Source organism: Pedobacter nanyangensis (genome assembly GCF_003313505.1).
GTDB classification, from domain to species: Bacteria; Bacteroidota; Bacteroidia; order Sphingobacteriales; family Sphingobacteriaceae; genus Pedobacter; species Pedobacter nanyangensis.
The window spans coordinates 279,029-303,038 of record NZ_QMHO01000002.1; the positions used below are offsets into that span (position 1 = coordinate 279,029).

Here is a 24,010-nt window from a genome sequence, read left to right on the forward strand (position 1 = left end):
CCATGAGCACAAACAAGCCTAATAAGAAAAAAACAAAGATAATTATCGGCATTTTAGCCATAGTTGTAGCAATTGGCGGCTATTTTGCCCTTAAATTCTACAACACTTACTTTGCCCCAAACGTTACTGCCAAAGAAAAGTACCTGTATGTAAAAACCGGATATGTATTTGAGGATTTGGTGACCGACCTCCGTTATAAAGATATCCTGAAAGATATTGGTACCTTTTGGGAAGCCTCGGAGCGTATGAATTTACAGGGGCCGTTAAAGCCTGGTAAATATCGCTTAAAAGAAGGTATGACCAATAGGGCTTTAATCAATATGTTAAAGGCAGGTAACCAAGAGCCCGTAAAACTGAAATTCCAGAATATTAGGAAAATTGAAGGCTTGGCCAGTTTACTTGCGAAAAACTTGGAGCCTGACTCGGTTGCCTTTATGCGCTTATTAGACTCGGCAGCCTTTGTAGAAAAATATGGATTTAACACCGAAAACGTTTACACCATGTTTATTCCAAATACTTATGAAATGTATTGGAATACCTCCAGGGAAGATTTCTTCAAAAAGATGAATGAGGAGTATCTTAAATTTTGGAATGACGAGCGTAAACAGAAAGCTGCAGCGCTTAATTTAGATCCGATTAAGGTAACCATTTTAGCATCCATTGTAGATGCCGAAGCCCTTTATGACAAGGAAATGCCAACCATTGCCGGACTTTATCTAAATCGTTTGAAAAAGGGAATGTTGCTACAGGCCGATCCTACGGTGATTTTTGCCAACGGCGATTTTACCGTTAAACGTGTTACCGGTGCTTTGTTGGGCGTTGATTCTCGCTATAATACCTACAAATATGTTGGTTTGCCTCCAGGCCCTATCAATATGCCTAGCATTAACGCCATCGACGCAGTGTTAAACAAAGAGAACAACAACTATTTATATATGTGTGCCAAAGAGGATTTTTCTGGTTACCATAATTTTGCGGCTACCGTTCAGGAGCATAACATTAACGCCAAAAAATACAGAGAAGCCTTAAATCAGCGAAATATTTATAGATAATGTTTACCTACGAAACGCAAGTTAAAGTTAGATACGCCGAAACTGATCAAATGGGTGTGGTTTACCATGGCAATTATGCCCAGTATTATGAAATAGCCCGTACCGAGTGTTTTGAAGCCTGCTCAGGAATGACCTACGCTTCCATGGAAGAAGACGGCGTAATGTTGCCCATATTGGAGTTGCAATCAAAATATTTGAAGCCCGCACGGTATAATCAGGTGCTCACGATTAAATCTATCGTGCGTGAACTGCCAAGTGTGCGCTTGCATGTGGAGTACGAAATTTACAATGAATCTAAAGAACTGATCAATATCGGAAAAACCACTTTGGTTTTTGTAGACAGCCAAACACGTAGGCCATGTCATCCACCTGAAAAGTTCATGAAGAACGTAAGACAGTATTTTTAATTTACAATAGTATATTTACGATTTTAGATTGAAGTTGCGGGCATACGAGTTTGATAAATAGCTTGATAGCAAGCCAGCTAAGTAATTAACCGATTTAACGGTTAACCTCCAATTAAAAAGTTAGCCCCTAATATGAATTGGTTACACAAACAGCTTTTAAAATTTAGGCCCTACGCAATGTTCATTGCCTGGACCAAGGTTTGTGTGCTCCCAGGATTTAGCCCCTTACCTATTTATACCGTTGCCACTTTCTTTTTCCGGGAGGTAGGTAAAGATACATTGGTGAATAAGGCTTCGTCGTTGGCCTACAATTTTATGTTGGCTATCTTTCCGGGAATAATCTTCTTATTTACCTTAATTCCGTATATCCCTAAAAGGATTGGTTTTCAGGATCAATTGATGTCACTTTTGGCCTTGGTATTGCCCAATAATGCCTTTTTAGCCTTCGAAGCTACTATTAATGACATCGTGAATATCCAAAATGGCAGCTTGCTATCTATAGGTTTTGTGCTATCCCTTTTCTTTGCCACCAATGGGGTGCATAATTTGATGATGGCCTTTAACAAAGCCTCTTTGATTGTGGAAACACGAACACTGTTGAAACGTAGATTGGTAGCCTTAGTTTTAACAGTAGTATTGGTGCTATCCATGATTGTTTGTATCGCCGCCATGGCCCTAGGCGAAATCACCATTAACTATTTAAAAGAAGAGATAGAATATGAAGGTAATTTGACCATCCACCTCATCAGGTTTACCCGCTGGGCACTGCTGGGCATTTTATATTTCATCAATGTTTCTATCCTTTACCGTTATGGCCCGGCACATGCCAAAAAATGGAAGTTTTTTAGTGCGGGGTCGTGGTTGGCCACCATTTTGGCTTTTTTAACCATCTGGGGATTTTCATTTTACATCAACAATTTTAGCGCCTACAACAAACTTTATGGTTCTATCGGGACCTTAATGGTGGTCATGATTTGGCTGTACCTTAATTCCTTAATCTTGTTGATTGGTTTTGAGCTTAATGCAAGTGTCGACCTCTCCAAACGAAGTGTAAAGATCATCAGACCAAATTTCAATCTCTTTAAAAGCAGATCTTCGGACTCCAATTCTTAAACAAATGAAAAACCTGATCAAAACATTTTTGGTAATGCTGCTTTTATGCGGTGCTTTGGTGGTAAATGCTCAAAAAAATGAAATATTTAAACCTAAAGTGGTTTATCAATCTGATGATTTGATTATTACCCAAGTTTCCAAGAGTGCTTACGAGCATGTTTCCTATTTACAAACCCAAGAGTTCGGGAAAGTACCTTGTAATGGTTTGGTGGTAAGCGATGGCAAAGAGGCCATTATATTTGATACCCCTACCAATAACAAAAGTTCGGAAGAATTAATCAAATGGATTACCAATAAGCTTCATTTCAGGATAAAAGCCATCATCCCCACCCATTTTCATGATGATTGTTTGGGTGGATTAAAGGCCTTTCACGATCATCACATCCCATCTTATGCCAATTTCAAAACGATAGCGTTTGCCAGAGAAAAGGGTTTTGTAGTTCCTCAAAATGGTTTTAAGGATGCGCTAAAGCTTAAGGTGGGTAAGCAAACCATCACGGCTAAATTTTTTGGAGAAGGACATACCAAGGATAATGTAGTGGGTTATTTCCCTAGTGAAAATATCCTATTTGGTGGTTGTTTAATCAAAGAACTTGATGCAACGAAAGGCTATTTAGGCGATGCCAATGTGGAAGCTTGGGCCAACACCGTAGAGAAGGTTAAAAAGGAATATCCGAACGTAAAGCTGGTGATTCCAGGGCATGGTGAACGTGGCAATTCAAAATTGCTGGATTATACCATTAGCTTGTTTCGAAAATAAATCGTTTGGCATTTAAGCTGTGTTGGTCGTTACCGTGAATTTATTCAGGGCTTCGTTGCTAAAAAAATGCTAATGTTTAGCAAACTTTCTCCTACATCCTTCTAAAAGTGCATTTATAGAATTTGCGCATTTCAGCTCAACATGGCAAACGTATGATCTAAATCATTGCCGACGTGCAAAAAAATAGGAAATTCAGCATACCTCCGTCCTTAATCAATCCGAATGCATTCTTCCCTCCATTTCGAGGGGGTATCCCATTATTCTATATAGAAGTAAAATACGATAAGATTTTAATTTTTATACCAATTTTCCATAATCATATTCCTTCTTTTTGTAGTTTTTTATAAGCATTATAGATATAAGTTGTAAAATAAATTTGTTTTTATAAAATGTTGTTTATTAGATATTTAGTTTTTAAAATTGATTAAAATATTAAATACATATACTATGAAAACACCACAATAAAAACCATTATCTTTTTTACTCATTCGTCGATATACTACAAAATAACTTTTGTCGCTTAGGTATTCTTTTTCAACTCAATCTGCCCATTTTTAATATACGCCAATACAGAGAAAATAAAAGAATCCGGAGGTACATATTTCAGGTCTGCTTCAAAATTTGTTATTGTTGGTCGAACACATACCGGAGATGAAAATGGAATCAGCACTTACTACCAAGGATATATCTACCAAGGATAATTGTTTAAGATATCTTTTATGTGATAATTTAAATTTATTAAAAATGAGAAAAAATATTTTATTATCCCTTTTAATTATTGTGATCGGGGTACAAACATATGGACAACAAGTTTCAAAAATATCCATAAGTGTAAAACAGGATCAGGATTATTCTCATTATTCAAGAACACATAAAACTTTGAGAACTTTGGGCTGGGTATCTTTAGGAACAGGCATAGTTTCCAGTGGGTTGGGGTTAATAGCTCATGTGACAAGTGCAGACACAGACACTGGAGAAAAAGAAGACTGGTTAATTGTAACTGGTGGAACACTTATAGCTGCTAGTGTCCCACTTTTTATTGTTTCCCATCATTATAAAAACAAAGCAGCTTCCACTTTGTCCTTGGGTAGCCAAAAGGTTCATATTCCGCAAAACGGTGGTCGTACGGTTTCAGATATGCAACCTACTGTCACATTGGATATTCCGTTGAATGGACAATTCTAGAAGTAAAATAGCAAGGTAAGATTGGAGTGCATGCTGATATTGTTCGGGTGATTGCATATCAGATATTGATTCAGTTTATGATACATTTTGCTCCGAGCCCAGGCGGCTGTGGTTTTGCCGAAGCTGGTATTGCGGCCTTGTTTTCCAAGCATGTAGATACTTTGTATATCGCTTAGTATTGGAGGTCGCATGTATCGGTTTTACCTTTATAACACCTGATTGAGTAACTAGCTTAATTTTAACTAAATAAAGATACAATGAAAAACAGCTTAATCCTGATGCTAACTCTAGCATCGATCATCGCCTTAACAGCTTGTAAAAAAGATAAATTTGCCGACAAGCCAACACAAGAAAAAATACTAGGCAGATGGAAATTTGTGTCTCTAACTACCGAAATCACTATGCCACCGGCCCCTGTTCAAACCAATACCGAACACGGCTCGGAAGGTGATTATTTTGATTTTCGTACAGATGGAAAGTTGTACTGGCACATTGGGGGCCAAGAAGAGTCTTATTCTTATAGCATAGCAAACGAAAACATGCTAATTATTGATGGAGAGTCTTATACGATAAAAGAACTTACTGAACAAAAGTTGGTCATCGAATTTGTAAGTACAACCGCCACCCGAAAGCAAATCTATACGCTCAGCAGGTAATATCATTTTTAAAAATATTTTAAACAGATCTATATGAAAACTAATCGATTTTTAATTGCAGTGATGCTGTTCGCTGGAGCGATAATATTCATCGCTGGTTGTAAGAAAGAAAGCCCTATAAGTGAAGAAGAGAAAGCGGTACAAATGATACAGGAAAAAATGCTGGGTCGCTGGAATTTGATAGAATTTATAGAAGAAACAAAAAAGGGTAATGAGCCTCCTGTAATCATCGACAATGATCCGAAAAACGTTTACTTCGAATTTTTTGCCAATGGCAGAGGAAAAACCAATGCTGAAGGCGAGGAAGAATTTTCCTATGAAGTGAAACCAAACATCTTGGTATTGTGGGGTGCTGAGCAGGCTATTATCGAACTAACTGATAATAAATTTACCTTTAAAAATACAGTTACTTTAAGTGGCGTCACCTACACGCAAACCTATTACCTAACCCGCTAGCAATAACATGAAAAAAATAATGGCTTGACACTGCTAATTAGGTAAAACCTCTGTTGTAACTTTTGCACCACGCGTTTGTGCTAAAACCATACAACGAACGGTACGGAAAAAATAGAAAATATACGAAAAAGGAGCGATTTTCAATCGCCCCTTTTTTATGCGGAGAGTGAGGGATTCGAACCCCCGGACCTGTTACAGTCAACAGTTTTCAAGACTGCCGCATTCGACCACTCTGCCAACTCTCCGCCGCAAAAGTACAAACTCTAGTCAATTTTGCAAACTCTGATTAAAAAAATGTTAAATAAAGTTTAACTGGCTTTATGAAACCCATTGTAAACCAAAAAAATAACTTTAAAACGAAGCTGTAAATTACCGACAAGAAAAATACTTAAGGCTATAAATTTTGATAGAAATACACTTGATAGATGATATTTTGCTAACCCACTGTACTTAATCATTTCTGTTATTTAAGGATTTTTTGAGTACAGAAGAATTTATATTTGTAACCTTAACAGAACTGATAAATCATGAAAACCTCCCTCCTCCTTATTTTATTATTATCTAGCCTGCACTTATCATCGCAATCAATCCATGTAGATCGTAAGGATATTTCCATGCCGGGGGCTGATCGTGTTAAAAATGTAGTTGATAGTGCCTTAAATAAAATGATCAGGAAGCCATTGATTCATTCTGCTTCGATTGCCGTGGTTTTTAATGGAAAGGAATATATAGGGCATTATGGGGAGTTGGAGGAAGGGAAGAAGAATATTCCGAATAATGAAACAATTTATGAAATTGGCTCATTGAGCAAAACGCTAACCGGGATGTTGACCGTGAAGGCTGTACAAGATAAGAAATTGAATATTGATGATGACGTACAAAAGTATCTAACAGAAAGCTATCCCAACCTGAAATTTAAAGATCGTCCTATCAAAATCAAGGATCTCCTATCCCACACCAGTGGTATGCCTAATATGCTTCCCTCCGAAGCAAATCCAATCCTGCAAAATTTCACAGATCATGATACGCCAGCTAAGCTCAATAAATTATATCAGAATTACCAAAAAAAGGATTTCTTAAGAGATCTACATCAAGTAAGAATAGATACTGTACCAGGTTATAAATACAATTACTCCAGCGCTGGCACCCAACTTATGGCTGCTATTTTAGAGAAGGTTTACAACGTGGATTTTGAAAAATTATTGACAGATTATCTATCTGAAAATATGGCGATAGAAAATACTAAGATCAACCTTTCCAATCTGGAGTTGCAAAGGCTTGCCGTTGGTTATCATAGTGATAATAAAGTAACTACATTTCCAATGCCGATATTGCCTTGGGGTGCTTCTGGTAATATAAAATCCACTTTACCTGATATGGTAAAATACATGCGGTTTTTGTTGCAAAAAAATAAAGCTACCGCAGAAGCATATCGACCAATCGTAAATTTTAATCCCGAGTTTAGTGTTGGATATTTTTGGAACATTATTACAGAAAACGAAAAATTAGGAACATATTATTTGCATCATGGAGGTGTGCCTCGTTCTCAATGTTACATCTATATTGTTCCAAAATATGAATTAGGTTTTTTTATTATCACCAATCAAAGCGGCAACAATACAGCTTCAATAATGGATGAGGCATTAATTGAAATATTTGATAAGATAATTAAATCTAATAATAGGAACTAAGTATGAACTGTTCTAGTTTTTTTGAGTAATGTAAGGGCGGTTGTTTAAAATTCTAACTGCGTTAAAGTTTTCTCAATTTATAGTAATTATCTACTTACCTACTCCCGTGGACTCTTCTCTTTTTAGCTGTTAGGATACCTTCAGATTTTACGAATCCTGCATTTGTAGTGCTATAAAATAAACTGGATTTGCTGATCGATTTGTACAAAAAAAGGGGATGATTTTTACATCATCCCCTTTTTTGGGCGGAGAGCGAGGGATTCGAACCCCCGGACCTGTTACAGTCAACAGTTTTCAAGACTGCCGCATTCGACCACTCTGCCAGCTCTCCGAGGGCAAAAGTACAAACTCTAATCAATTCCACAAACTTAACTAGACGGATTTTGTGAAGTTTACTTTAAGCACTTCGTTATCAGCTTGAAAAAATAATTCAAGTCTGCGGATTGGTTGAATTGGCACGGTTATAGCCGTAAAATTGTACAACTAAATGAAGAGTTAACTCCAACCAGCTATTAACGAAGTATGTATATTAATCTTAAAACGGCGCTCCTTGCTGCCATTTTATTAGCCTTCACTTATTTTTACTATTTCGGCGGACGAACACTCAACTTTTTGAGTTTAGGTACAGTTGTATTCTTTTTGCTTGGCTGTGTGGTCATCCTAGCGCTCACTACCCTACTCATCGGTCTTATCGCCTATTTGTTGAATACGGGTGTCATCTATCCAAATACGGGATTGTTAATCTCGTTGGTGTTTGTGTTGCTTTTGTGCGTGTTTTGGTTGGTTTATGGTTTTATGCAGCTCCCAAGCTTCGCTGATTTTAGTGCCTACCGGATTTTCATCAAGCAATTTCTAACGTCTCATTTATTATACATTGCGGTCTGTTCTGTGGTCATAGGTGGTGGCGTTCGTCTTTTTTTATACCGCTCCCAGCAGGCAGCTGCACCCGAAGCAATGCCAGGCAATATCAAATTTATCTTCTATATTTTAGCGGCTCTGGTGTTAAGTGTGCTCTCCTTTTACTGGATGAAGAAAATTAAGCAAGCACCCATGCAAATTGAAGAGCAGGCTTATCGTAACCTGCCGCTAGCGCAACAACTGCTAAATACCAAGGGAATTTATATCGCTTCAAAGCCTTATTATCTTCCAGAAAGCCAAGAAGTCATCATTTTATTGGAGTATCCTAGCTCCAACAAAAAGGTTCCTGTTGGCCAAATTTTTAGGATAGATAAGGATGGTGCAATTAAGGACAGTCTTAAGACCTCGGATTTAACGATAGAGCGCTTGATCTTCGATAATGGTTTGTTGATCTCTCAAGATAGTGATAAAGTATATACCTGGATTTTTGACGGTCAAAAAAGTGCACTGGATAAGGGTAAAGCAACGGCCAAACGTATGGAAATAATACCATTAACTGAAAACGCCAAAGCGGTTAAACTCGTCTATTTTAAAAAAACGGAAAAGGCTGCTTGTGATACGGGCGCCGAAGAAATTTGGAATGGTACCAAGTACTATCATGTCCTTACCAAAGCCGATACCTTGAAAATAAAGCTGAATAATGTATATCCAAAGGCCAGCGATGGGCAATGTGTAGAACAGACCTTGGAATACTACAGCTTGGATAACCTTCCGTATGGATTAATGAGAATCGGTGAAAATGCTTATTACGTAATTGGCCCTTCAAACAAATAAGATACAAATGAAAATACTGTACCTATTGTTACTGATCAGTTGCTCTTGTTATGCCCAAAATAGCAACATGACCACTATTGGTTATGCCAATCAGTTTGACCTGCTTCCGAAGTTGAATTTTGAAAAAAGCACCCAGGCAAAGTATGACAGCATTCCTGCGACGAATATGCTTACACAGCCCAAGTTGTTTGGAGATGCCAGTCATTTTTCCATTCAAACGAAGAAAGGCATGTTGAACTTGAAAAAATACAACGAGAAAGTTAATTCAACAGAAGGTTTTAAGGGCTATCAATATGCTGGTTATTACCCTACGCTACAAATGCATGCGCTTTTCAGCCACCATACTGCTGAGCATATTGGTTTTAGCGATCTTATTTTAGTGGATGATTTAAGTGCCAAAAAATACGCCATCGCATCTGTGGGAGACGATGCCGTACAATTGCCCATCCCTTCGCCAAAACAACAGTATTTGGTTTATTTTTATAATTGGATGTATCAAAAAAACAGTTCTTTTATTGGGGTGTTAAAAATAGGCAGTAGAAATCAGCCTCAAACCCTTCTCGTTGAAAAAGCGAGCTACGAAACTAAAAAATGGGCTGTTGAGGGAATTAAATGGGTAAATGATCGTGCTTTTATCGTGAAAGCATTTACAGCAGAGAAAAATGGCACCGTACAGGTGAAACGATACGATTATTACCTGGCCCAGCTTCAACCTTAAATTGACATGTTTATGCAGAAACTATGGCTTTTAACCATTTTGCCGCTTTTCTTGAGCTTTGTAAGGGATTGGAAATATTTTTATCCCTTTAATGATCGTAGCTATGTTTTGGCTATTGAGGAAAGCCGTTCGAAACAAGCAGAAGAGCGAGTTTGCACAGTCCGTTTCTTTCGTCATGATTCTGGCTCGCAAACTACCCTCTGGGAACAAGATTTGGCAATCCAATATGGTCGCGAAACTAAGCAGACAGACTTTAATGGTGATGGCTTTTCAGATTTTTTAATCCTGAAAGGTACTGCCGCAAGGGGAAGTAATGAACTTTATTATTTGTTTTTGGCTGATCCAAAAGCTAAGACACTTACCAGGGTAAAAGGCTTTGAAGATTTGCCTAATGCCAGCTATAACCCCAAATATCAGGTAGTTATCACTTATAGTTTTGCAGGAAAAAATTACTACAGTATCTATCGTATCAACAAAGCAAACCAACTGATCCAGGTGGGCAATAGTTTCGAAGATTCTTTTAATAGCGACGAAAATGTTTTAGATACCAAGATTGCTGCAGCTTTAAGAAAGCACCATACTGGTAAAAAGAAACCATTGTGATGTGCCGGAGCACTACTCTCCTACTTTTTTATAATCGTTGGAAGTGCTGGTGTTGTTATTGGCCAGAAAAAGAAACACCCATCCCCATTCATTGTGCAATTGATCCAAATGCAAACTATTGTCCTGATTTAAGGATAACTGCACCTGCTTGTTCTTGAATTTGCCGTAAAGGAGCGGTATAGGTACTGCACTGCGTTTAGGTTTGGCAACAAAGTAACCATCTTTGAATTTTCCTTTAATTTCAATGCTTTTAGACGTACTTCCTTCCGTTTCTAAAGTAGCCCTTATTTTTCCGTTATCCAATGCAAGTAGTGTGATGGTTGCACTTGGCGAGGTAATGGTATCTATTTGCCCAATACTGTTCAGGTGGTACCATAAAGTATTATAAGTGCCATGGCTCTTGGTTATTCCAGTATTCTGATAAACACCATTTAAAGTACTCAATGACTTTATTTGAAGCATGTCGGTTCTTTGCGGTTGTTGCAGTGAGGTCGCACATCCAGTAAGCAGTGCAGTACAGGTTAAAATAAACAAGCAATATAAGGGCTTCATGTTGAGCGGGCTTTGGTCTGTCAATACCGTGCAAAATTTGTTCCAAGTCCTTAAGTATAACTATTCATTAAACCGTTTAGGCGAAAAACATTTCAGAATAACTGGCTTTTATGATACCTTTGGACCATAATCAAGAAGCCCTTTTTCGAAGTGCTCGATATAAGGAAATCATCTAAATACCTCAGCTCCTATTTTTGATGTTAATTAAGCTTGTTTAATGCCCAGAAAGAAGATTAGAACATTTACCATTGCCCTTACGCTAATCATACAACTTCTATTTTTATCCGCCATTTTTATGGAGAAACTGCAGAACGTTTATACGCCTTTTGCCATCATTGTTCTAAGTCTGTTGCTGCTGATTTCCTATATTAAGGTGCCCATTCATCACCGAACCAATTTACACGAGCATGTGTTGATTGTGCTTTGGATTCCGGCCGGGGCATTGGCTTGTTACGCACTTAATAATGTTTACCATTTGGGGCCGGTAATTGCGGCAGGTATTGTGGGTACATCGGCATCGTTTATACCACTGTTGAATAAAAAATCTACTTATTTAAAACAGTTGCCTGCAACATTTTACTGCGGAGCGTTTATCGGAATGACCAATATTGCCATTGCCTCTTCGGTTTATTTTGTGTTGGCCGCATCTTTTTTTGCCGGAGTTTTGTTGTTGGTTTCCAAAAGTTTGTTTAACGGCCTGGGCGGTAAATTGGGCACGGTAGCTTTTACCGCAGTAACCATCACTTCGTTTATCTTTTTCCTGTTGTTTAAAAAATGATTGCATTTATCCTTATTCTCGTTGCAATAATTGCCGCAATGCTCACTTTTTATGTAAACCACCAGCTCAGGCAAGGTCCCGTAAGATCTTCTGCATTGTTGTCTTTAATTGTTGCTGCAACCTTTTATTTCTTTCCAAACCTGTTGCCAACAGAATTGGCTAAAAATATTCCGGTTGTTTTTATAGGAGGATCTTTCATCGGAATGGCTTCCAAGAAAATCATCGATAATTATATCAAGTTGGCTATTTCGGGTTTAGTGTTTGCGGTTATTTACCTCAATACCAGTAGCTTTTTTAATGGGTATGGTGGTGCACTGGGAGCGTCTGCAGGTATTTCACTCCTGTCGGTTTTAAGCTTGCCATTTTTTACTCCTAAAAAACATCACCTTACCAATGGGGTGCTCCAATTACGAAAAATCATTTTCAGAAGGAATAAAGATTAATTCTTAGTAAATTAGCGACATGTTTTACGCAAATAAAAAACATACTGCCCCGGTAAATTCGGCTGAGCAAAACGCTAAAATCTTGACAAATGTTAAAGGGTTATTGGAAAAAAAGCTCGTACAGATTAACGGCAATGTGGTTTCTTTATACCCTCAGCTTTGGAAAGACCAAGAAAAGGCGGTCAACTGGATCAAATGCCTCTACATTTACTGCTGCCTAAAAAAGCAGATCAAGGCCAAGCAAGCACTTTATTTTGAAGATATCGCTACGAAGCAAATTATCGGCTCAATGGTAAATAATGTACCTAAGGTCATCAACTTTGAATTTACTGATCAAACCCACAAAATTTGATTTTTAAATAACTTTTCCCCTTTGTAAACTAGCTATCTTTGACTAGCATCACCATAAAAGCCAATTATGTCAGTAAAGAAAATCTCAAAAAAAGGAAACGTACTCACCATAGATATTGGCGGAACAAATATTAAAGCTTGCATTTTGGATGATAATGGTAAAATCATTACCGATTATATCTCAGAACCTACTCCAAAAAATGCTGGACCCAAAGAGGTGATCGAAACCATTAAAAAGCTGACCAAGGGGCTGAAAAATTTTGAAAAAATTTCTGTGGGTTTTCCGGGCTATGTAAGGGATGGTGTGGTGCAAACAGCTCCTAATTTGGCAGAAAACAAATGGGCCAATGTAGATTTAGCAGATCAAATTAGCCAGTGGTTTAACCTCCCCGTAAGGTTGGTTAATGATGCGGATCTGCAAGGCTTGGGTATTGTAAAAGGCAAAGGCCTGGAAATTGTATTTACCCTGGGTACTGGTTTTGGTACGGCCCTGCTCTTTGATGGCGATTTGCTGCCTCACTTTGAACTGGCACATTTGCCCATCACCAAAGGAGAAAGCTACGACGAATATATCGGTAAAAGAGGTTTTGAAAAAGTAGGCAAGGAAAAATGGAACGAGAGATTGAAATATATCATCGAAATATATAAAACGGTTTTTAACTTCGATGTACTTTACATTGGTGGTGGAAACGCTGCAAACATCAATTTTAGGCTAGACCATAATATCAAAATTGTTTCCAATAAAGATGGTATTAAGGGCGGTGCCAAACTTTGGAAAGCCAAAGAGAAATTCTTGGTTTGCACTAATCTGCATGATTAGAAATATCAATAATCTTTAAATTATTTTGTAAAAAGCAACATAAAAATGAGTATCAACAACACTGAAAAGAACTACAATTTCGGCATGATTGGTTTGGGAACCATGGGCAGAAACTTGCTGTTAAACATGGCCGATCATGGGTTTTCTGTAACCGGACATGATAAGAGCGAGAAAATGCTTGCCTTGTTAGAAGAAGAAGGTAAAGCGCATCATCTGAAAGGATTTGCCAAGGTAGAAGATTTTGTAGAAAGCTTAACTTCTCCGAAGACGATTATTTTGCTAGTTCCTGCAGGTAAGATTGTAGATGAAGTGATTGCAGAAATTACACCTTTATTGAGTAAAGGTGATATTATTATCGATAGTGGAAACTCTTATTATGCTGATACGACCAGAAGATCAGTGGCATTAAAAGAGCAAGGTTTCCATTTCTTTGGCATGGGTATTTCAGGTGGTGAAGAAGGTGCTCGTTTTGGACCTAGCTTAATGCCAGGCGGCGATAAGCAAGCCTACAGCGTCGTAAAAGATTTACTAGAGGCGGTATCTGCTAAAGTTAATGGCGAGCCTTGTGTAGCTTACATTGGTCCTGGCGCTTCTGGACACTTCGTGAAAATGACCCACAACGGTATCGAGTATGCTATTATGCAATTGTTGGCTGAAACCTACGATATCCTTAAAAATGGCTTAGGTTATGATAATCAACAGATCCAGCAAGTATTTGAAAAATGGAATAATGGCCGTTTGAAATCTTTCTTGATGGAAATTACCAAAGATGTTTTCTTGTTTAAGGATGAAAAGACTGGTAATTTATTGGTAGATGAAATTAAGGACCAAGCTAAATCAAAAGGTACTGGTAAATGGACCTCTCAAATTGCGATGGACGTTGAAATTCCATTAAATACCATTGATGCTTCGGTAGCGGCTAGAAATTTATCTAAGTTGAAAGATTTACGTGTAGAATTAGAAGGTGCATTTGGTAAATCGGCAAGCATTTCGCAAAACAACGATTTTGAAGCACAATTAGAAGAAGCATTTTATTTTGCCATGGTATCGGCTTACGCCCAAGGCATGCATTTATTGTGGAAAGCTTCCGAAGAATATGGCTACGAGTTAAATATGGCCGAAATTGCGAAGATCTGGAGAGGTGGTTGTATCATTCGTGCCGAGTTTTTGCAAGATATTTACGAAGCATATCAAAAACAACCGAGCTTACAACACCTTTATCAAGATGCTTCTATCCAACAGAAACTTCAAAAAGGTTTAAAGGATACTCGTAACGTGATTGCATCTGCTATTAGCGCCGGTATTGCAGTGCCTTGTTATGCAGCGGCCATCACTTACTTCGATACTTTGAAAACCGGAAGAATGCCGTCTAACTTGATCCAGGCACAACGCGATTATTTTGGCGCACATACTTTTGAGCGTATTGACAGTGAAGGCGTTTTTCACGCAGAATGGAGTAAATAAGTTAAAAGTAAAAATTCAAAAGTTAAAAATAAACTAGCCGCAGATACACAGACAAGAAATTGAGTGTTACATCTGTGGCAAAAACGAAGCTCTAATTAAGCTTTTAAAAAAATGAAAAAAGCAAGTAAACTTAATCCTACCATATTTGTCATTTTTGGTGGCACAGGCGATTTAAATAAGCGCAAACTAGCTCCGGCATTATATAATTTATACACCGAAGGTTATATGCCAGGCAAGTTCGCTATCATTGGAACGGGAAGAACGGCATTTACCGACGAGAAATATCAGAAAGAGCTATTGCATAGCGTTAATGAGTTCTCTAGAAATGGAAAGGTGAAAAAGGATAAATGGGATGTTTTCAGCCAGAGCATCCACTACTGCACTATCGACATCAAATCGCAGCAGACTTTCGAAAACCTTAAGGGTGAAATTGAAAAATACCAAGCTGATTTTGGGGAGAAAACCCAGGTGATTTTCTATTTGGCGGTAGCGCCTAACCTATTCCCGTTAATTGCCCAATGCTTACACCAGTATAAGCTTACCGGTAACGAAGAAAATTGCAGGATTGTAATTGAGAAACCCTTTGGTCATGATTTAGAAAGCGCAAAGGAACTGAACTTGTTGCTAAGCGGTATTTTCACCGAGAAGCAAATTTACAGAATAGACCACTATTTGGGTAAGGAAACAGTACAGAACATGATGGCTTTCCGTTTTGCCAATTCGCTGTTTGAACCATTGTGGAACCGTACCTACATAGAGCATATCCAAATTTCGGTAACGGAACAATTGGGCGTGGGCGATAGAGGTGGTTATTATGAAGGTGCGGGCGCTTTGAGGGATATGATTCAAAATCACTTGCTACAGCTCCTTTGTTTGGTGGGCATGGAAGCCCCTATTTCTTTCAATGCCGATGAAATCAGGGACAGAAAAGTGGAGGTTTTAAAAGCCGTTAGGCCATTTAAACCTGAAGAAATTAGTGCGCATGCTGTTCGTGGCCAGTACAGCAAAGGCTGGGTAGAAGGCAAGGAAGTGCCAGGCTACCGTTCAGAAAATGGCGTAGATGCTCATTCGAATACAGAAACCTTTGCTGCCGTTAAGTTCTTTATCGATAATTGGCGCTGGCAAGGTATTCCATTCTACTTGCGTACAGGTAAACGGATGAACCAAACCTCATCAATTATTACCATTCAGTTTAAGGATGTTCCGCACCATATTTTCTCTAACAACGTAGCGGAAACTTGGCAGCAGAATAGGTTAATCATCAGCATTCAGCCAGAAGCAAGTATCAGGTTGCAGGTACAATCTAAGCGCCCGGGTTTGGATATGGTGTTAAACCCTGTGGATATGGTATTCAATTACAAAGGCACTTATGAGAACGATTCGCCAGAGGCCTATGAAACCTTGCTTTTAGACGCCATTTTGGGTGACCAAACACTGTTTATGCGTGGTGATCAGGTAGAAGCTGCTTGGGAACTCGTGATGCCAATCATCCATACTTGGGAGAATAAAAAATCGCTGAGCTTCCCTAACTATGCGGCAGATAGCTGGGGACCAGAAGAAGCCGAAGCGCTGATAGCGAGAGATGGTTATCACTGGTTTACCTTGCCGATTAAAGATTAACCCCTAAATCCCCCGAAAGGGGACTTTTGGAATAGAGGTTATAGCAAATTATTAATAAACATTTTATAAAAAGCCCCTTTAGGGGTTTGGGATATGAAACTAAACATATTTAAAAGCCAAGATGAACTTAACGAGCAATTGGCACAACACGTGATTGAAATTTATCACCAAGCAATTGCCGAAAAGAACCGCTTTGATTTTGTGCTTACCGGCGGAAATTCACCGAAAGGGCTTTACCAATTGCTATCAACTACTTACAGGGCAAAGATAGATTGGGATAAGGTATATTTCTTTTTCGGAGATGAGCGTACGGTTTTGCCTTTTGAAAAAGATTATAACGGATTAATGGCCAAAGAGAGTTTTTTTGACAATTTGGAGTTGAAAGACGGCCATGTTTTTTACGTAGATACCAATTTATCGCCTGAGGAAGCCGCCGCCGATTATAAGGAAAAACTAGATCAACATTTTGGCAATTACCCAATTGTTTTTGATTTGATTTTGCTGGGCATGGGCGATGATGCGCATACGGCCTCAATTTTCCCTCATACTACTTTGGTGACTAACGAAGCAACCACTGTGGCCAGTGTTTGGGTGGAGAAGTTACATACCAATAGGGTGAGCTTAACCGCTCCTTTAATTAATCAAGCTAAAAACATTGCTTTCATCACTTTTGGTGCAAACAAGGCCAACGCTTTACAAAAGGTTTTGGGTAACGAAAAGGACTATGCAAACTATCCATCGCAATTGATTAATCCTGTTAAGGGGAATTTACAATGGTTTGTAGATGAAGCTGCCGCGAGTTTGTTAGCGCAATAGTTTATATAGAGACTTACGAAGTTTTCAAAACTTCGTAAGTCTTTTGCAATGTCGCTCAAATTTCCCCGTCAATTTCGAAAGGAAGTTGATTTAGTAAGTTGTATGCTCGTCAGCTCGAGCGGACCCCATTGAAGTCGAGAAATCTTTAAAGTTAAATGGACTAATGATATGCTTGAAGCAATTCTAAATTGCGCCATTTTGCGAAGCTTCAGTTGAAATAAGAGAGAAAGTACGATTATGCTGACCACCAAATACCCTACAGGTTTTCCTCTATCAATAAATTGATGATCCCATCAACCATCCCCACTTTGGGAACAAAAATCTGTTTAACACCTGCCCATTTCATAATGGTAAGGTAAATTTCACAAGCCGGGATAATAACATCGGCTCTATCCGGATTAAGTTTCAGTAATGAAATACGTTCTTTTAAAGAATAAGCATTCAATTCGTTATACATATTCTTTACTTTCAGGAACGACAAAGGCATATCGTCCTTTTCTCCACTCATTCTAAACAACTTATTGATGTTGCCCCCAGTACCAATACCAACTATTTGTTTTAACTCTTTGGTGTGCAGCTTAATCCATTCTTTCATTTCATTCCACGTTTCGTCCTTGTCTTGGTTGTCAAGGATACGGATGGTACCGATATTGAAGGATCTTGAAGCAACCGGTTGTTTATTTACAAATACCGATATCTCAGTACTACCGCCGCCTACATCAATATAAAGGTAGCTTTTCTTGATGTCCAGATTTTCTTCGATGTGGTTGGAGTAAATGATGCTGGCTTCACGCTGCCCTTCAATAATTTCGATGTTTATGTTGGCCAGCTCCTTTATTTTTTCAATTACTGCTTTCCCGTTTTTAGCTTCACGCATAGCGGATGTTGCACAAGCCAAATATTCCGTTACGTTATAAACATCCATCAAATTTCTGAAAGCGATCATTGTTTTCACCAAATCATCAATCTTTTTGGGCGATAACGCTTGATCTAAAAAGGCATCATCCCCTAAACGCAATGGCACCCTTACCAAGGTGTTCTTTTTGAAAGTAGGCGCTTTGTTTGCACCTGGACGGGTAATATCTGCAATTAATAAACGTACTGCATTGGAGCCAATATCAATGGCGGCATATCTTAACATGTTACTGATGTTTATTTTTTAGGTAAGTATAAGTTTGTATTTGGGCCCTTATCTTATTGGTTGATCTATTTTTATGATACCTGTTATCGTTAGTTTTGGTAATGCTTCTAGCTTTTACGTTGTCCTGAAGCTGAAAATCGATAATGTCTCTGATTTCCTGCCTTACCTCTTCATCCAGAATTGGGAAGCCTACTTCTACCCTATGCTCAAAATTACGAGACATCAAATCAGCTGAAGAAAGAAATATTTCTTCTTTACCGTTATTTCCGAAGATGAAAACTCGAGCATGTTCCAAAAACCGATCAATAATGCTGATCACGGTAATGTTTTCGCTATATCCTTTCATTCCAGGTACCAAGCAGCAGATTCCGCGTACAATTAATTTGATCTGCACTCCGGCATTGCTGGCTTCGTATAGTTTTTCTACAACACCTTCATCGGCCAAGCTGTTTACCTTCAAAATCATGTAGGCTATTTTTCCAGCCTTGGCGTTTTTGATCTCTCTATCAATTAAACTATAAATACGATGTCTGGAGTCGATGGGAGAAACAATGAGATTTTTAAAGCCCTTGGCAACAGTGCGCTTATTTAAAGCGCCAAACAGTTTTACCAACTCTGAAGTGATCTGTGTATTGGTGGTAAAAATACTGTGGTCGCAATAAATACGAGCGGTTTTCTCGTTGAAATTGCCCGTGGCCAAATTGGCATAATAGGTGGTTTTTCTTTTATCGATTCGCTTAACCAGGCAAATTTTCGAATGTACCTTAAAATCGGTCAGGCCATAATTAACATTTACTCCTTCTTCCATCAAGCGATTGGTCCAGAAAATATTGGCACTTTCATCAAAACGGGCTTTTAATTCTACCAAACAGTTAACTGTTTTGCCATTTTTAGCGGCATTAATCAATGCGTTTACCACTTTGGAATTTTCGGCCAACCGATATAGTGTAATATTGATTTCCGTTACTTTTGGATCAATAGCAGCCTCTCTCAAGAACAAAATGATATAATCGTACGATTGGTAAGGTAGGTGCACTACATAATCTCTCTCTGCTATTTTTTTGAAAAGGCTTTCGGTACGATGTAGATCTTTTACTTTCAACGCAGGCATTGGTGCATATTCCAGCTCTTTGCCACCCACGTTTGGAAAAGCAATAAAATCGCCAAAACGATGGTATTTGTTTCCTGGTATAAGCCCATCAGCCCCTACTTTGAGCTTGCTTACTAAAAAGCTCAGCATATCAAAGGGCATATCGCTATCATAAAGTAAACGCATGGGCTTGCCACGTTTTCTTTTATCGATACTTTTGCGAAGCTCCTCGATAAACTTATCACTTACATTTTTGTCGATATCAAGTTCTGCATCCCTAGTGAGCTGAATGGAAAATGCCTGGATCTCTTTGTAATTGAACACGTAGAAAATGTCGTCCAAACAATATTTGATGATATCTTCTAAAAGAATAATGAACTTAAGGTCATTCGTTTCTGGAAGTACCAGAAATCTGGAAATACTATCCGGAAGTTCTAATATGGCATATTTCCTGTTTTTACCAGCGTTGTTAGATAGTTGTACAAAAAAGTACAATGCCCTATCCTTAAGTTCCGGAAAAGGTTTGTTAACGTCAATCATAACCGGAACTAGATTAGATAAAATCCTGTCCCTAAAATGTTGTCTCACAAACTCGCCCCTAGCCACATTAAGTTGTGTATGGTTAAGAATGAAAATTCGCTTTTGTGCAAGTTCCGTAATGAGAATATCTTGAAAAAGCGTTTCGAAACGGCGTTCCAACTTCACCACAATATTCTTAATTTCATCAAGTACCTTTTTGGGATTAAATCCCAAAAGCGATTTTGCCTTTTCATTTAAATTGACCAGCCGGTTTAGCGAAGCCACCCTCACGCGGTAAAACTCGTCGAGGTTAGAGGAAAAGATGGATAGAAATTTAATGCGCTCTATTAAGGGCACTGTTTCGTCTGCCGCTTCTTGCAGCACACGTTCGTTAAAGTATAACCAACTAATCTCTCTATTTAAAAACGGTAGCTTCTTTTTGGCCATCAGGTTAATTGAAAAAATCCTCCAAAAAGCAGTCATATTTGTTTAAACCACACCGGCAAATATTCACCTGCAAAATCATCGTGTCACAAATCATCTGCGTGCCTATTGTAGTTAATTTTAGCCGCCTTCAAAGGATTTCCAAATTTGGAAAATTTAATGTTAAGTTATGATTAATTGTAAGTTAACAAAAATCAATTATTTAACATTAGCGCTTTTTGTGGTGCGGGGTTTAGCAGCCGTTGCAGTGGTGGCAGTGGTTTTGGCAGCGGCCTTTTTTGCCACCGTTTTTGCGGGGGCGTTTTTGGTTGCCGACCTGGCTGCAATAGGTTTTGGTGTTGCTTTTTCGGCAGTACTTGTGGTGGTGGAAGTTGCTTTTTTCACCGGAGCCTGTACGGCTTTCGCTACTTTCTCCTCAGTTTGCAGTGGTGCTACTTTAACGCTGCTTACAACGGGTTTAGCCTTTTTAACGGCCTTTTTAACAATCTTGGTGGTTGCTTTATCTACCTTTTTAAGCGGCTTCATCTCCTTTTCTACTTTCTTCTTCGCTTTGGCCACTTTTTCTTTTTTAGAAGTGGTAATGTCTTCTATTTTATGTCCTACTACCTCCTTTACATCGGTAAAAGTTTTAGCTATTTTTTTGGCTACGGCTTTGCTGGCCTTGGCCACATCGGCACCAAAAGCTTCTGCGTTATGCCCCAAGCCTTTTACGGCTTCCAGGAATTTCTCGGTTAAACTTTGCTCCAATTGTTTTTTGGCAGCTCTTTTGGCTGATTTTTTGGTTGTTTTAGATTTATTGGCTTTCATGTGCTTGAGATTGGTTAGAAGGTAATATGTTTTTTCGATTCGTGTTTTTTACTAAATATTGATGGTTTACAGTTATTTTTTTCGTTTTTTGTAACCAATTAAATTTATCAATTCTTTTTCAATTAAGATAATATCATGCCAAGTTTCGATATCGTGAGCAAAATAGATGGCCAGACTTTAGATAATGCCATCAACAATGCCAAAAAGGAAATTTTAAATCGTTATGATTTCCATTCTTCAAACAGCAGCATCGAGCTGGATAAAAAGACCAACATCATCACTATTTTAACAGAAGATGATATGCGATTGAAGGCAATCACTGATTCTATCATTTCTCGTATGATGAAACAACATTTGGATGCGAATAGTTTGGATTTTGGTAAAGAAACCATTGCTTCTGGTAATATGATCAGGAAAGAAGTAAGGGTGAAAGAAGGGATTGACAAGGAAACATCTAAGAAAATTGTAGCTAAAATTAAGGACAGCAAATTGAAGGTGCAAGCCTCTATGATGGAGGACCAGGTACGGGTACAGGGCAAAAATATTGATGATTTGCAAAAGGTCATTCAATTATGTAGATCCGAAGATTTTGGACAACCTTTGCAGTTTATCAACATGAGAAACTAATTAAATAATAGAGTTTTGAATGATGGCGTGAGTAGATATTTGCATGAAGTTTAAGTTGCTCCATGAGCCAGTTCCTACAATTGGTATAGAATTGGTTAAGGCGTATGTAAGGTTTATTCAATCATTCAATCATCCAAAATTATAGATGGAAATCAAGGAAAATGGCTTTGTATTTTCGGATGACCGCAATTTGGTTGACGTAAAGGCTGTACATTATTATTTAAGCACGCAATCTTATTGGGCAAAGGATATTCCTTTTGAATTGGTGCAGCGAGCAGTGGAAAATTCACTCTGTTTTGGTGTTTATAAAGAGCAGCAACAGGTAGGGTTTGCCCGTTGGGTTACGGATAAGGCAACCTTTGCATATTTATGCGATGTTTATGTGGAAGAAGCTTTCCGTGGCTTAGGGCTATCCAAAAAACTGATGTCGTTAATGCTTTTCCATCCTGATTTGCAGGGCCTACGCCGTTACCAATTGGCTACTTTAGATGCCCATGGTTTGTATGAGCAGTTTGGTTTTAAAGCCCTTGAAAATCCAGAACGTCAAATGGGCATTGTATTTAAGAACCTGTATAGTGAACACGCCAAGCACTAAAGTGGTTGGCCATAGCTGTACAGATTAATAGCTGCTATTGGATTTTGAATAAATCTGTGCAGCTGTGGCAAAAAATAAAAGAGTCTAAACGGTTTTTACTTCTCCTTCATTATAATCCTTAATATCAGTGATATAGTTGTTTAAAATAAGAAAATCAAATAATGGCTTGGCTTCTGGCGATACCGGCATATTTTCCGTAGTAATTACGGTATTGCTTTTCTTATCAAGGAAAGGGTAAGCAAACAACCTTACATTTCGGCTAAACATATCATTTACGTAGCTTAATAAGTGCCCGGTATAGTTTTCGCCAAAATTAGCAGAGTTAAACACAAACTTTAAGTTGTTGATGTTGGTAGACATCCCCACGCTTTTTGGTCGGCATCTGTCTAAGTATTTAGCCAATCTGTTTTTTCGGGTAAAGTTGGATACAATAACAAAGTTGCCTGTTTTACACATCTCCTCTGCCCTTTTAGCCACTACTTCCAAGTCAATATCGTCGGGCGTTTCCTGAGCGGCGGTTAAAACATTGGTAATCAAAACCTCAATCATTACAATCATGTTGTGGTCTTCCACTTTGTTGATCAGCTTAAATTGATCTGTAGCCTTGTTAAACAAACTAAAGTTAGGGTTTGATTTCTGGCCATATTTGGTCCTCAAGATCATCACATCCTTCTTATAAAGCAAATCTTTAGCCTGCCTTGGATGAGCATCGGCATCAAAAATAGCTGCTGTGGAAAAGTCCTTAACAATTAGGTATAAGTTTAAAAGAAGATTGTTAATCTCTTTAAAAGCAGGACCCTGAACAGAAATTAAATCAATTTCTACCGAGCCTACGTTTAAATTATCCACTAAAGATTCAATCATTTTTTTGGAGTCGTTGGCGTAGTAAAAAGCAGCATATACCAAGTTTACGCCAATCATTCCCAAAACACGTTGCTGCATCTGCACATCAGTATCGAGCAAGCGCACATGAAAGTAAATCTCATTGGGCAGCCCACCTGGTTCGCTCTGAAAGCGAATGCCTACCCACCCGTGTGGATCGTTAGTACGGGCGTAATTAAGCGTGGTAACCGTATTAGCAAAAGCAAAGAAAGTTTTTTCTTTATGCTTTTCGCCTTTCAATCGATCAATAAGCAAGTTGTACTCGTGGTCCAGCATTTTAATCAGCCTCGTTTGGCTTACATACCTGCCTGAATCTTCCGCTCCGTAGATTTCATCACTGAAAGTCATGTCGTAAGCTGAAATGGTTTTTGCCACTGTTCCAGAAGCAGCACCAACATTAAAGAAAGCTCTTGAAACTTCCTGTCCTGCACCTATTTCCGCAAAAGTTCCATAAATTTTAGGGTTAAGGTTAATTTTTAATGCTTTACGCTTAATATCGATGATTTCTTGTTGCATGCCGCAAAATTACTAAAATCACTTCATTCCTACAGGGCGTCGTTTAATTTGGTTTGGTTCTAAACTAGAAGTATTGGCCACAGATACACGGATGTTTTCTAAGTGATATGAGAAATCATTAATTATTTACCCAGAATGTATTGCTTTTTCGAAAAGCCCATGAGTATATGGGATTGCTTCGTGCCTCGCAAAGACGCTAATAGGGCCGTCAC

Annotated in this window: 25 protein-coding genes and 2 tRNA genes; 20 read left to right on the forward strand and 7 right to left on the reverse strand. The window is 38.4% G+C overall.

Features of this window, described 5'->3' with window-relative positions:
* The first annotated feature begins 2 nt into the window (after positions 1–2).
* The 7 genes from mltG to DUT71_RS04345 all read left to right on the forward strand — a co-directional run bounded on the left by mltG (position 3) and on the right by DUT71_RS04345 (position 5,629).
* Positions 3–1,052 (forward strand): endolytic transglycosylase MltG, encoded by a 1,050-nt coding sequence (gene mltG / locus DUT71_RS04315; RefSeq protein ID WP_113661300.1) that lies wholly within the window; start codon positions 3–5, stop codon positions 1,050–1,052.
* Entirely contained in the window at positions 1,052–1,459 is a 408-nt protein-coding gene (locus tag DUT71_RS04320) for an acyl-CoA thioesterase (protein ID WP_113661301.1), read from the forward strand. Before mltG ends, DUT71_RS04320 begins: the two co-directional genes overlap by 1 nt.
* Positions 1,460–1,591: 132 nt before the next feature.
* Positions 1,592–2,572 carry a YihY/virulence factor BrkB family protein gene (locus tag DUT71_RS04325; protein ID WP_113661302.1) on the forward strand — a complete coding sequence of 327 codons (981 nt, stop codon included), beginning with the start codon at positions 1,592–1,594 and terminating at the stop codon, positions 2,570–2,572.
* Between the two features lie 4 nt (positions 2,573–2,576).
* Complete coding sequence (gene bla / locus DUT71_RS04330; RefSeq protein ID WP_113661303.1) at positions 2,577–3,332, forward strand: subclass B1 metallo-beta-lactamase; 756 nt, start codon at positions 2,577–2,579, stop codon at positions 3,330–3,332.
* A gap of 657 nt (positions 3,333–3,989) precedes the next feature.
* A complete protein-coding gene (locus DUT71_RS04335) occupies positions 3,990–4,517 on the forward strand; it encodes a hypothetical protein (RefSeq protein WP_162795938.1) in 528 nt (175 codons plus the stop codon).
* Positions 4,518–4,774: 257 nt separating this feature from the next.
* On the forward strand, positions 4,775–5,173 hold the full coding sequence (locus DUT71_RS04340; RefSeq protein ID WP_113661305.1) for a lipocalin family protein: 399 nt from the start codon (positions 4,775–4,777) through the stop codon (positions 5,171–5,173).
* Positions 5,174–5,206: 33 nt separating this feature from the next.
* Positions 5,207–5,629 (forward strand): hypothetical protein, encoded by a 423-nt coding sequence (locus DUT71_RS04345; RefSeq protein WP_113661306.1) that lies wholly within the window; start codon positions 5,207–5,209, stop codon positions 5,627–5,629.
* A gap of 160 nt (positions 5,630–5,789) precedes the next feature.
* Here DUT71_RS04345 and DUT71_RS04350 read toward each other — a convergent pair.
* Positions 5,790–5,874, reverse strand: a tRNA-Ser gene (locus DUT71_RS04350).
* Between the two features lie 282 nt (positions 5,875–6,156).
* Here DUT71_RS04350 and DUT71_RS04355 point away from each other — a divergent pair.
* Positions 6,157–7,320 (forward strand): serine hydrolase domain-containing protein, encoded by a 1,164-nt coding sequence (locus DUT71_RS04355; protein ID WP_205313839.1) that lies wholly within the window; start codon positions 6,157–6,159, stop codon positions 7,318–7,320.
* A 246-nt stretch (positions 7,321–7,566) separates the two neighbouring features.
* Here DUT71_RS04355 and DUT71_RS04360 read toward each other — a convergent pair.
* Positions 7,567–7,651, reverse strand: a tRNA-Ser gene (locus DUT71_RS04360).
* A gap of 191 nt (positions 7,652–7,842) precedes the next feature.
* On the opposite strand from DUT71_RS04360, the gene DUT71_RS04365 reads away from it, so the two are divergent.
* Genes DUT71_RS04365 through DUT71_RS04375 form a run of 3 tightly spaced genes read left to right on the forward strand, consistent with a single transcriptional unit; the run spans position 7,843 to position 10,333 of the window.
* Positions 7,843–9,012 carry a hypothetical protein gene (locus DUT71_RS04365; RefSeq protein WP_113661307.1) on the forward strand — a complete coding sequence of 390 codons (1,170 nt, stop codon included), beginning with the start codon at positions 7,843–7,845 and terminating at the stop codon, positions 9,010–9,012.
* A 7-nt stretch (positions 9,013–9,019) separates the two neighbouring features.
* Positions 9,020–9,730 (forward strand): hypothetical protein, encoded by a 711-nt coding sequence (locus DUT71_RS04370; protein ID WP_162795939.1) that lies wholly within the window; start codon positions 9,020–9,022, stop codon positions 9,728–9,730.
* Positions 9,731–9,742: 12 nt separating this feature from the next.
* Positions 9,743–10,333, forward strand: a complete 591-nt coding sequence (locus DUT71_RS04375; protein ID WP_162795940.1) for an XAC2610-related protein — start codon at positions 9,743–9,745, stop codon at positions 10,331–10,333.
* A gap of 12 nt (positions 10,334–10,345) precedes the next feature.
* Here DUT71_RS04375 and DUT71_RS04380 read toward each other — a convergent pair whose 3' ends face one another.
* Positions 10,346–10,885: a hypothetical protein gene (locus tag DUT71_RS04380; protein WP_113661310.1), complete on the reverse strand. Its 540-nt coding sequence runs from the start codon at positions 10,883–10,885 to the stop codon at positions 10,346–10,348.
* Positions 10,886–11,102: 217 nt separating this feature from the next.
* On the opposite strand from DUT71_RS04380, the gene DUT71_RS04385 reads away from it, so the two are divergent.
* The 7 genes from DUT71_RS04385 (at position 11,103) to pgl (ending at position 17,177) form a co-directional block, all read left to right on the forward strand.
* Positions 11,103–11,663, forward strand: a complete 561-nt coding sequence (locus DUT71_RS04385) for a hypothetical protein (protein WP_113661311.1) — start codon at positions 11,103–11,105, stop codon at positions 11,661–11,663.
* Positions 11,660–12,106: a hypothetical protein gene (locus tag DUT71_RS04390; protein WP_113661312.1), complete on the forward strand. Its 447-nt coding sequence runs from the start codon at positions 11,660–11,662 to the stop codon at positions 12,104–12,106. The genes DUT71_RS04385 and DUT71_RS04390 overlap by 4 nt, the downstream gene beginning before the upstream one ends.
* Positions 12,107–12,188: 82 nt before the next feature.
* The gene (locus DUT71_RS04395; protein WP_205313840.1) at positions 12,189–12,458 is read left to right on the forward strand and encodes a hypothetical protein; all 270 of its coding nucleotides are present in this window, start codon (positions 12,189–12,191) and stop codon (positions 12,456–12,458) included.
* 66 nt (positions 12,459–12,524) lie between these two features.
* A complete protein-coding gene (locus DUT71_RS04400; RefSeq protein ID WP_113661314.1) occupies positions 12,525–13,277 on the forward strand; it encodes an ROK family protein in 753 nt (250 codons plus the stop codon).
* A gap of 45 nt (positions 13,278–13,322) precedes the next feature.
* Positions 13,323–14,741: an NADP-dependent phosphogluconate dehydrogenase gene (gene gndA / locus DUT71_RS04405; protein ID WP_113661315.1), complete on the forward strand. Its 1,419-nt coding sequence runs from the start codon at positions 13,323–13,325 to the stop codon at positions 14,739–14,741.
* Positions 14,742–14,852: 111 nt separating this feature from the next.
* On the forward strand, positions 14,853–16,361 hold the full coding sequence (gene zwf / locus DUT71_RS04410) for a glucose-6-phosphate dehydrogenase (RefSeq protein WP_113661316.1): 1,509 nt from the start codon (positions 14,853–14,855) through the stop codon (positions 16,359–16,361).
* Between the two features lie 93 nt (positions 16,362–16,454).
* Positions 16,455–17,177 carry a 6-phosphogluconolactonase gene (pgl, locus tag DUT71_RS04415; RefSeq protein ID WP_113661317.1) on the forward strand — a complete coding sequence of 241 codons (723 nt, stop codon included), beginning with the start codon at positions 16,455–16,457 and terminating at the stop codon, positions 17,175–17,177.
* A gap of 256 nt (positions 17,178–17,433) precedes the next feature.
* Here pgl and DUT71_RS04420 read toward each other — a convergent pair whose 3' ends face one another.
* From DUT71_RS04420 to DUT71_RS04430, 3 genes are all read right to left on the reverse strand, one after another.
* Positions 17,434–18,318: a Ppx/GppA phosphatase family protein gene (locus DUT71_RS04420; RefSeq protein ID WP_113661318.1), complete on the reverse strand. Its 885-nt coding sequence runs from the start codon at positions 18,316–18,318 to the stop codon at positions 17,434–17,436.
* A 1-nt stretch (position 18,319) separates the two neighbouring features.
* Positions 18,320–20,374: a polyphosphate kinase 1 gene (ppk1, locus tag DUT71_RS04425; protein ID WP_113661620.1), complete on the reverse strand. Its 2,055-nt coding sequence runs from the start codon at positions 20,372–20,374 to the stop codon at positions 18,320–18,322.
* Between the two features lie 195 nt (positions 20,375–20,569).
* On the reverse strand, positions 20,570–21,178 hold the full coding sequence (locus DUT71_RS04430) for a hypothetical protein (protein WP_113661319.1): 609 nt from the start codon (positions 21,176–21,178) through the stop codon (positions 20,570–20,572).
* A 135-nt stretch (positions 21,179–21,313) separates the two neighbouring features.
* Between DUT71_RS04430 and DUT71_RS04435 the strand changes: the two genes are divergently transcribed.
* Both DUT71_RS04435 and DUT71_RS04440 read left to right on the forward strand, forming a co-directional pair.
* Positions 21,314–21,805 (forward strand): YajQ family cyclic di-GMP-binding protein, encoded by a 492-nt coding sequence (locus DUT71_RS04435; RefSeq protein ID WP_113661320.1) that lies wholly within the window; start codon positions 21,314–21,316, stop codon positions 21,803–21,805.
* Positions 21,806–21,950: 145 nt separating this feature from the next.
* On the forward strand, positions 21,951–22,400 hold the full coding sequence (locus DUT71_RS04440; protein WP_113661321.1) for a GNAT family N-acetyltransferase: 450 nt from the start codon (positions 21,951–21,953) through the stop codon (positions 22,398–22,400).
* Between the two features lie 84 nt (positions 22,401–22,484).
* On the opposite strand, the gene DUT71_RS04445 is transcribed toward DUT71_RS04440, so the two are convergent.
* Positions 22,485–23,798 carry a nicotinamide mononucleotide adenylyltransferase gene (locus DUT71_RS04445; protein ID WP_113661322.1) on the reverse strand — a complete coding sequence of 438 codons (1,314 nt, stop codon included), beginning with the start codon at positions 23,796–23,798 and terminating at the stop codon, positions 22,485–22,487.
* Between the last annotated feature and the right edge of the window lie 212 nt (positions 23,799–24,010).

Excerpts from the sequence above, each read along its gene's own strand:
- DUT71_RS04430 (WP_113661319.1), bottom strand. The coding sequence starts at position 21,178 with ATGAAAGCCAATAAATCTAAAACAACCAAAAAATCAGCCAAAAGAGCT.
- DUT71_RS04400 (WP_113661314.1), top strand. The coding sequence starts at position 12,525 with ATGTCAGTAAAGAAAATCTCAAAAAAAGGAAACGTACTCACCATAGAT.
- DUT71_RS04335 (WP_162795938.1), top strand. The coding sequence starts at position 3,990 with ATGGAATCAGCACTTACTACCAAGGATATATCTACCAAGGATAATTGT.
- pgl (WP_113661317.1), top strand. The coding sequence starts at position 16,455 with ATGAAACTAAACATATTTAAAAGCCAAGATGAACTTAACGAGCAATTG.
- DUT71_RS04355 (WP_205313839.1), top strand. The coding sequence starts at position 6,157 with ATGAAAACCTCCCTCCTCCTTATTTTATTATTATCTAGCCTGCACTTA.
- DUT71_RS04370 (WP_162795939.1), top strand. The coding sequence starts at position 9,020 with ATGAAAATACTGTACCTATTGTTACTGATCAGTTGCTCTTGTTATGCC.
- mltG (WP_113661300.1), top strand. The coding sequence starts at position 3 with ATGAGCACAAACAAGCCTAATAAGAAAAAAACAAAGATAATTATCGGC.
- zwf (WP_113661316.1), top strand. The coding sequence starts at position 14,853 with ATGAAAAAAGCAAGTAAACTTAATCCTACCATATTTGTCATTTTTGGT.
- ppk1 (WP_113661620.1), bottom strand. The coding sequence starts at position 20,374 with ATGGCCAAAAAGAAGCTACCGTTTTTAAATAGAGAGATTAGTTGGTTA.
- DUT71_RS04340 (WP_113661305.1), top strand. The coding sequence starts at position 4,775 with ATGAAAAACAGCTTAATCCTGATGCTAACTCTAGCATCGATCATCGCC.
- bla (WP_113661303.1), top strand. The coding sequence starts at position 2,577 with ATGAAAAACCTGATCAAAACATTTTTGGTAATGCTGCTTTTATGCGGT.
- DUT71_RS04420 (WP_113661318.1), bottom strand. The coding sequence starts at position 18,318 with ATGTTAAGATATGCCGCCATTGATATTGGCTCCAATGCAGTACGTTTA.
- DUT71_RS04325 (WP_113661302.1), top strand. The coding sequence starts at position 1,592 with ATGAATTGGTTACACAAACAGCTTTTAAAATTTAGGCCCTACGCAATG.
- DUT71_RS04440 (WP_113661321.1), top strand. The coding sequence starts at position 21,951 with ATGGAAATCAAGGAAAATGGCTTTGTATTTTCGGATGACCGCAATTTG.
- DUT71_RS04345 (WP_113661306.1), top strand. The coding sequence starts at position 5,207 with ATGAAAACTAATCGATTTTTAATTGCAGTGATGCTGTTCGCTGGAGCG.
- DUT71_RS04435 (WP_113661320.1), top strand. The coding sequence starts at position 21,314 with ATGCCAAGTTTCGATATCGTGAGCAAAATAGATGGCCAGACTTTAGAT.
- DUT71_RS04385 (WP_113661311.1), top strand. The coding sequence starts at position 11,103 with ATGCCCAGAAAGAAGATTAGAACATTTACCATTGCCCTTACGCTAATC.
- DUT71_RS04445 (WP_113661322.1), bottom strand. The coding sequence starts at position 23,798 with ATGCAACAAGAAATCATCGATATTAAGCGTAAAGCATTAAAAATTAAC.
- DUT71_RS04390 (WP_113661312.1), top strand. The coding sequence starts at position 11,660 with ATGATTGCATTTATCCTTATTCTCGTTGCAATAATTGCCGCAATGCTC.
- DUT71_RS04380 (WP_113661310.1), bottom strand. The coding sequence starts at position 10,885 with ATGAAGCCCTTATATTGCTTGTTTATTTTAACCTGTACTGCACTGCTT.
- DUT71_RS04375 (WP_162795940.1), top strand. The coding sequence starts at position 9,743 with ATGCAGAAACTATGGCTTTTAACCATTTTGCCGCTTTTCTTGAGCTTT.
- DUT71_RS04320 (WP_113661301.1), top strand. The coding sequence starts at position 1,052 with ATGTTTACCTACGAAACGCAAGTTAAAGTTAGATACGCCGAAACTGAT.
- DUT71_RS04365 (WP_113661307.1), top strand. The coding sequence starts at position 7,843 with ATGTATATTAATCTTAAAACGGCGCTCCTTGCTGCCATTTTATTAGCC.
- gndA (WP_113661315.1), top strand. The coding sequence starts at position 13,323 with ATGAGTATCAACAACACTGAAAAGAACTACAATTTCGGCATGATTGGT.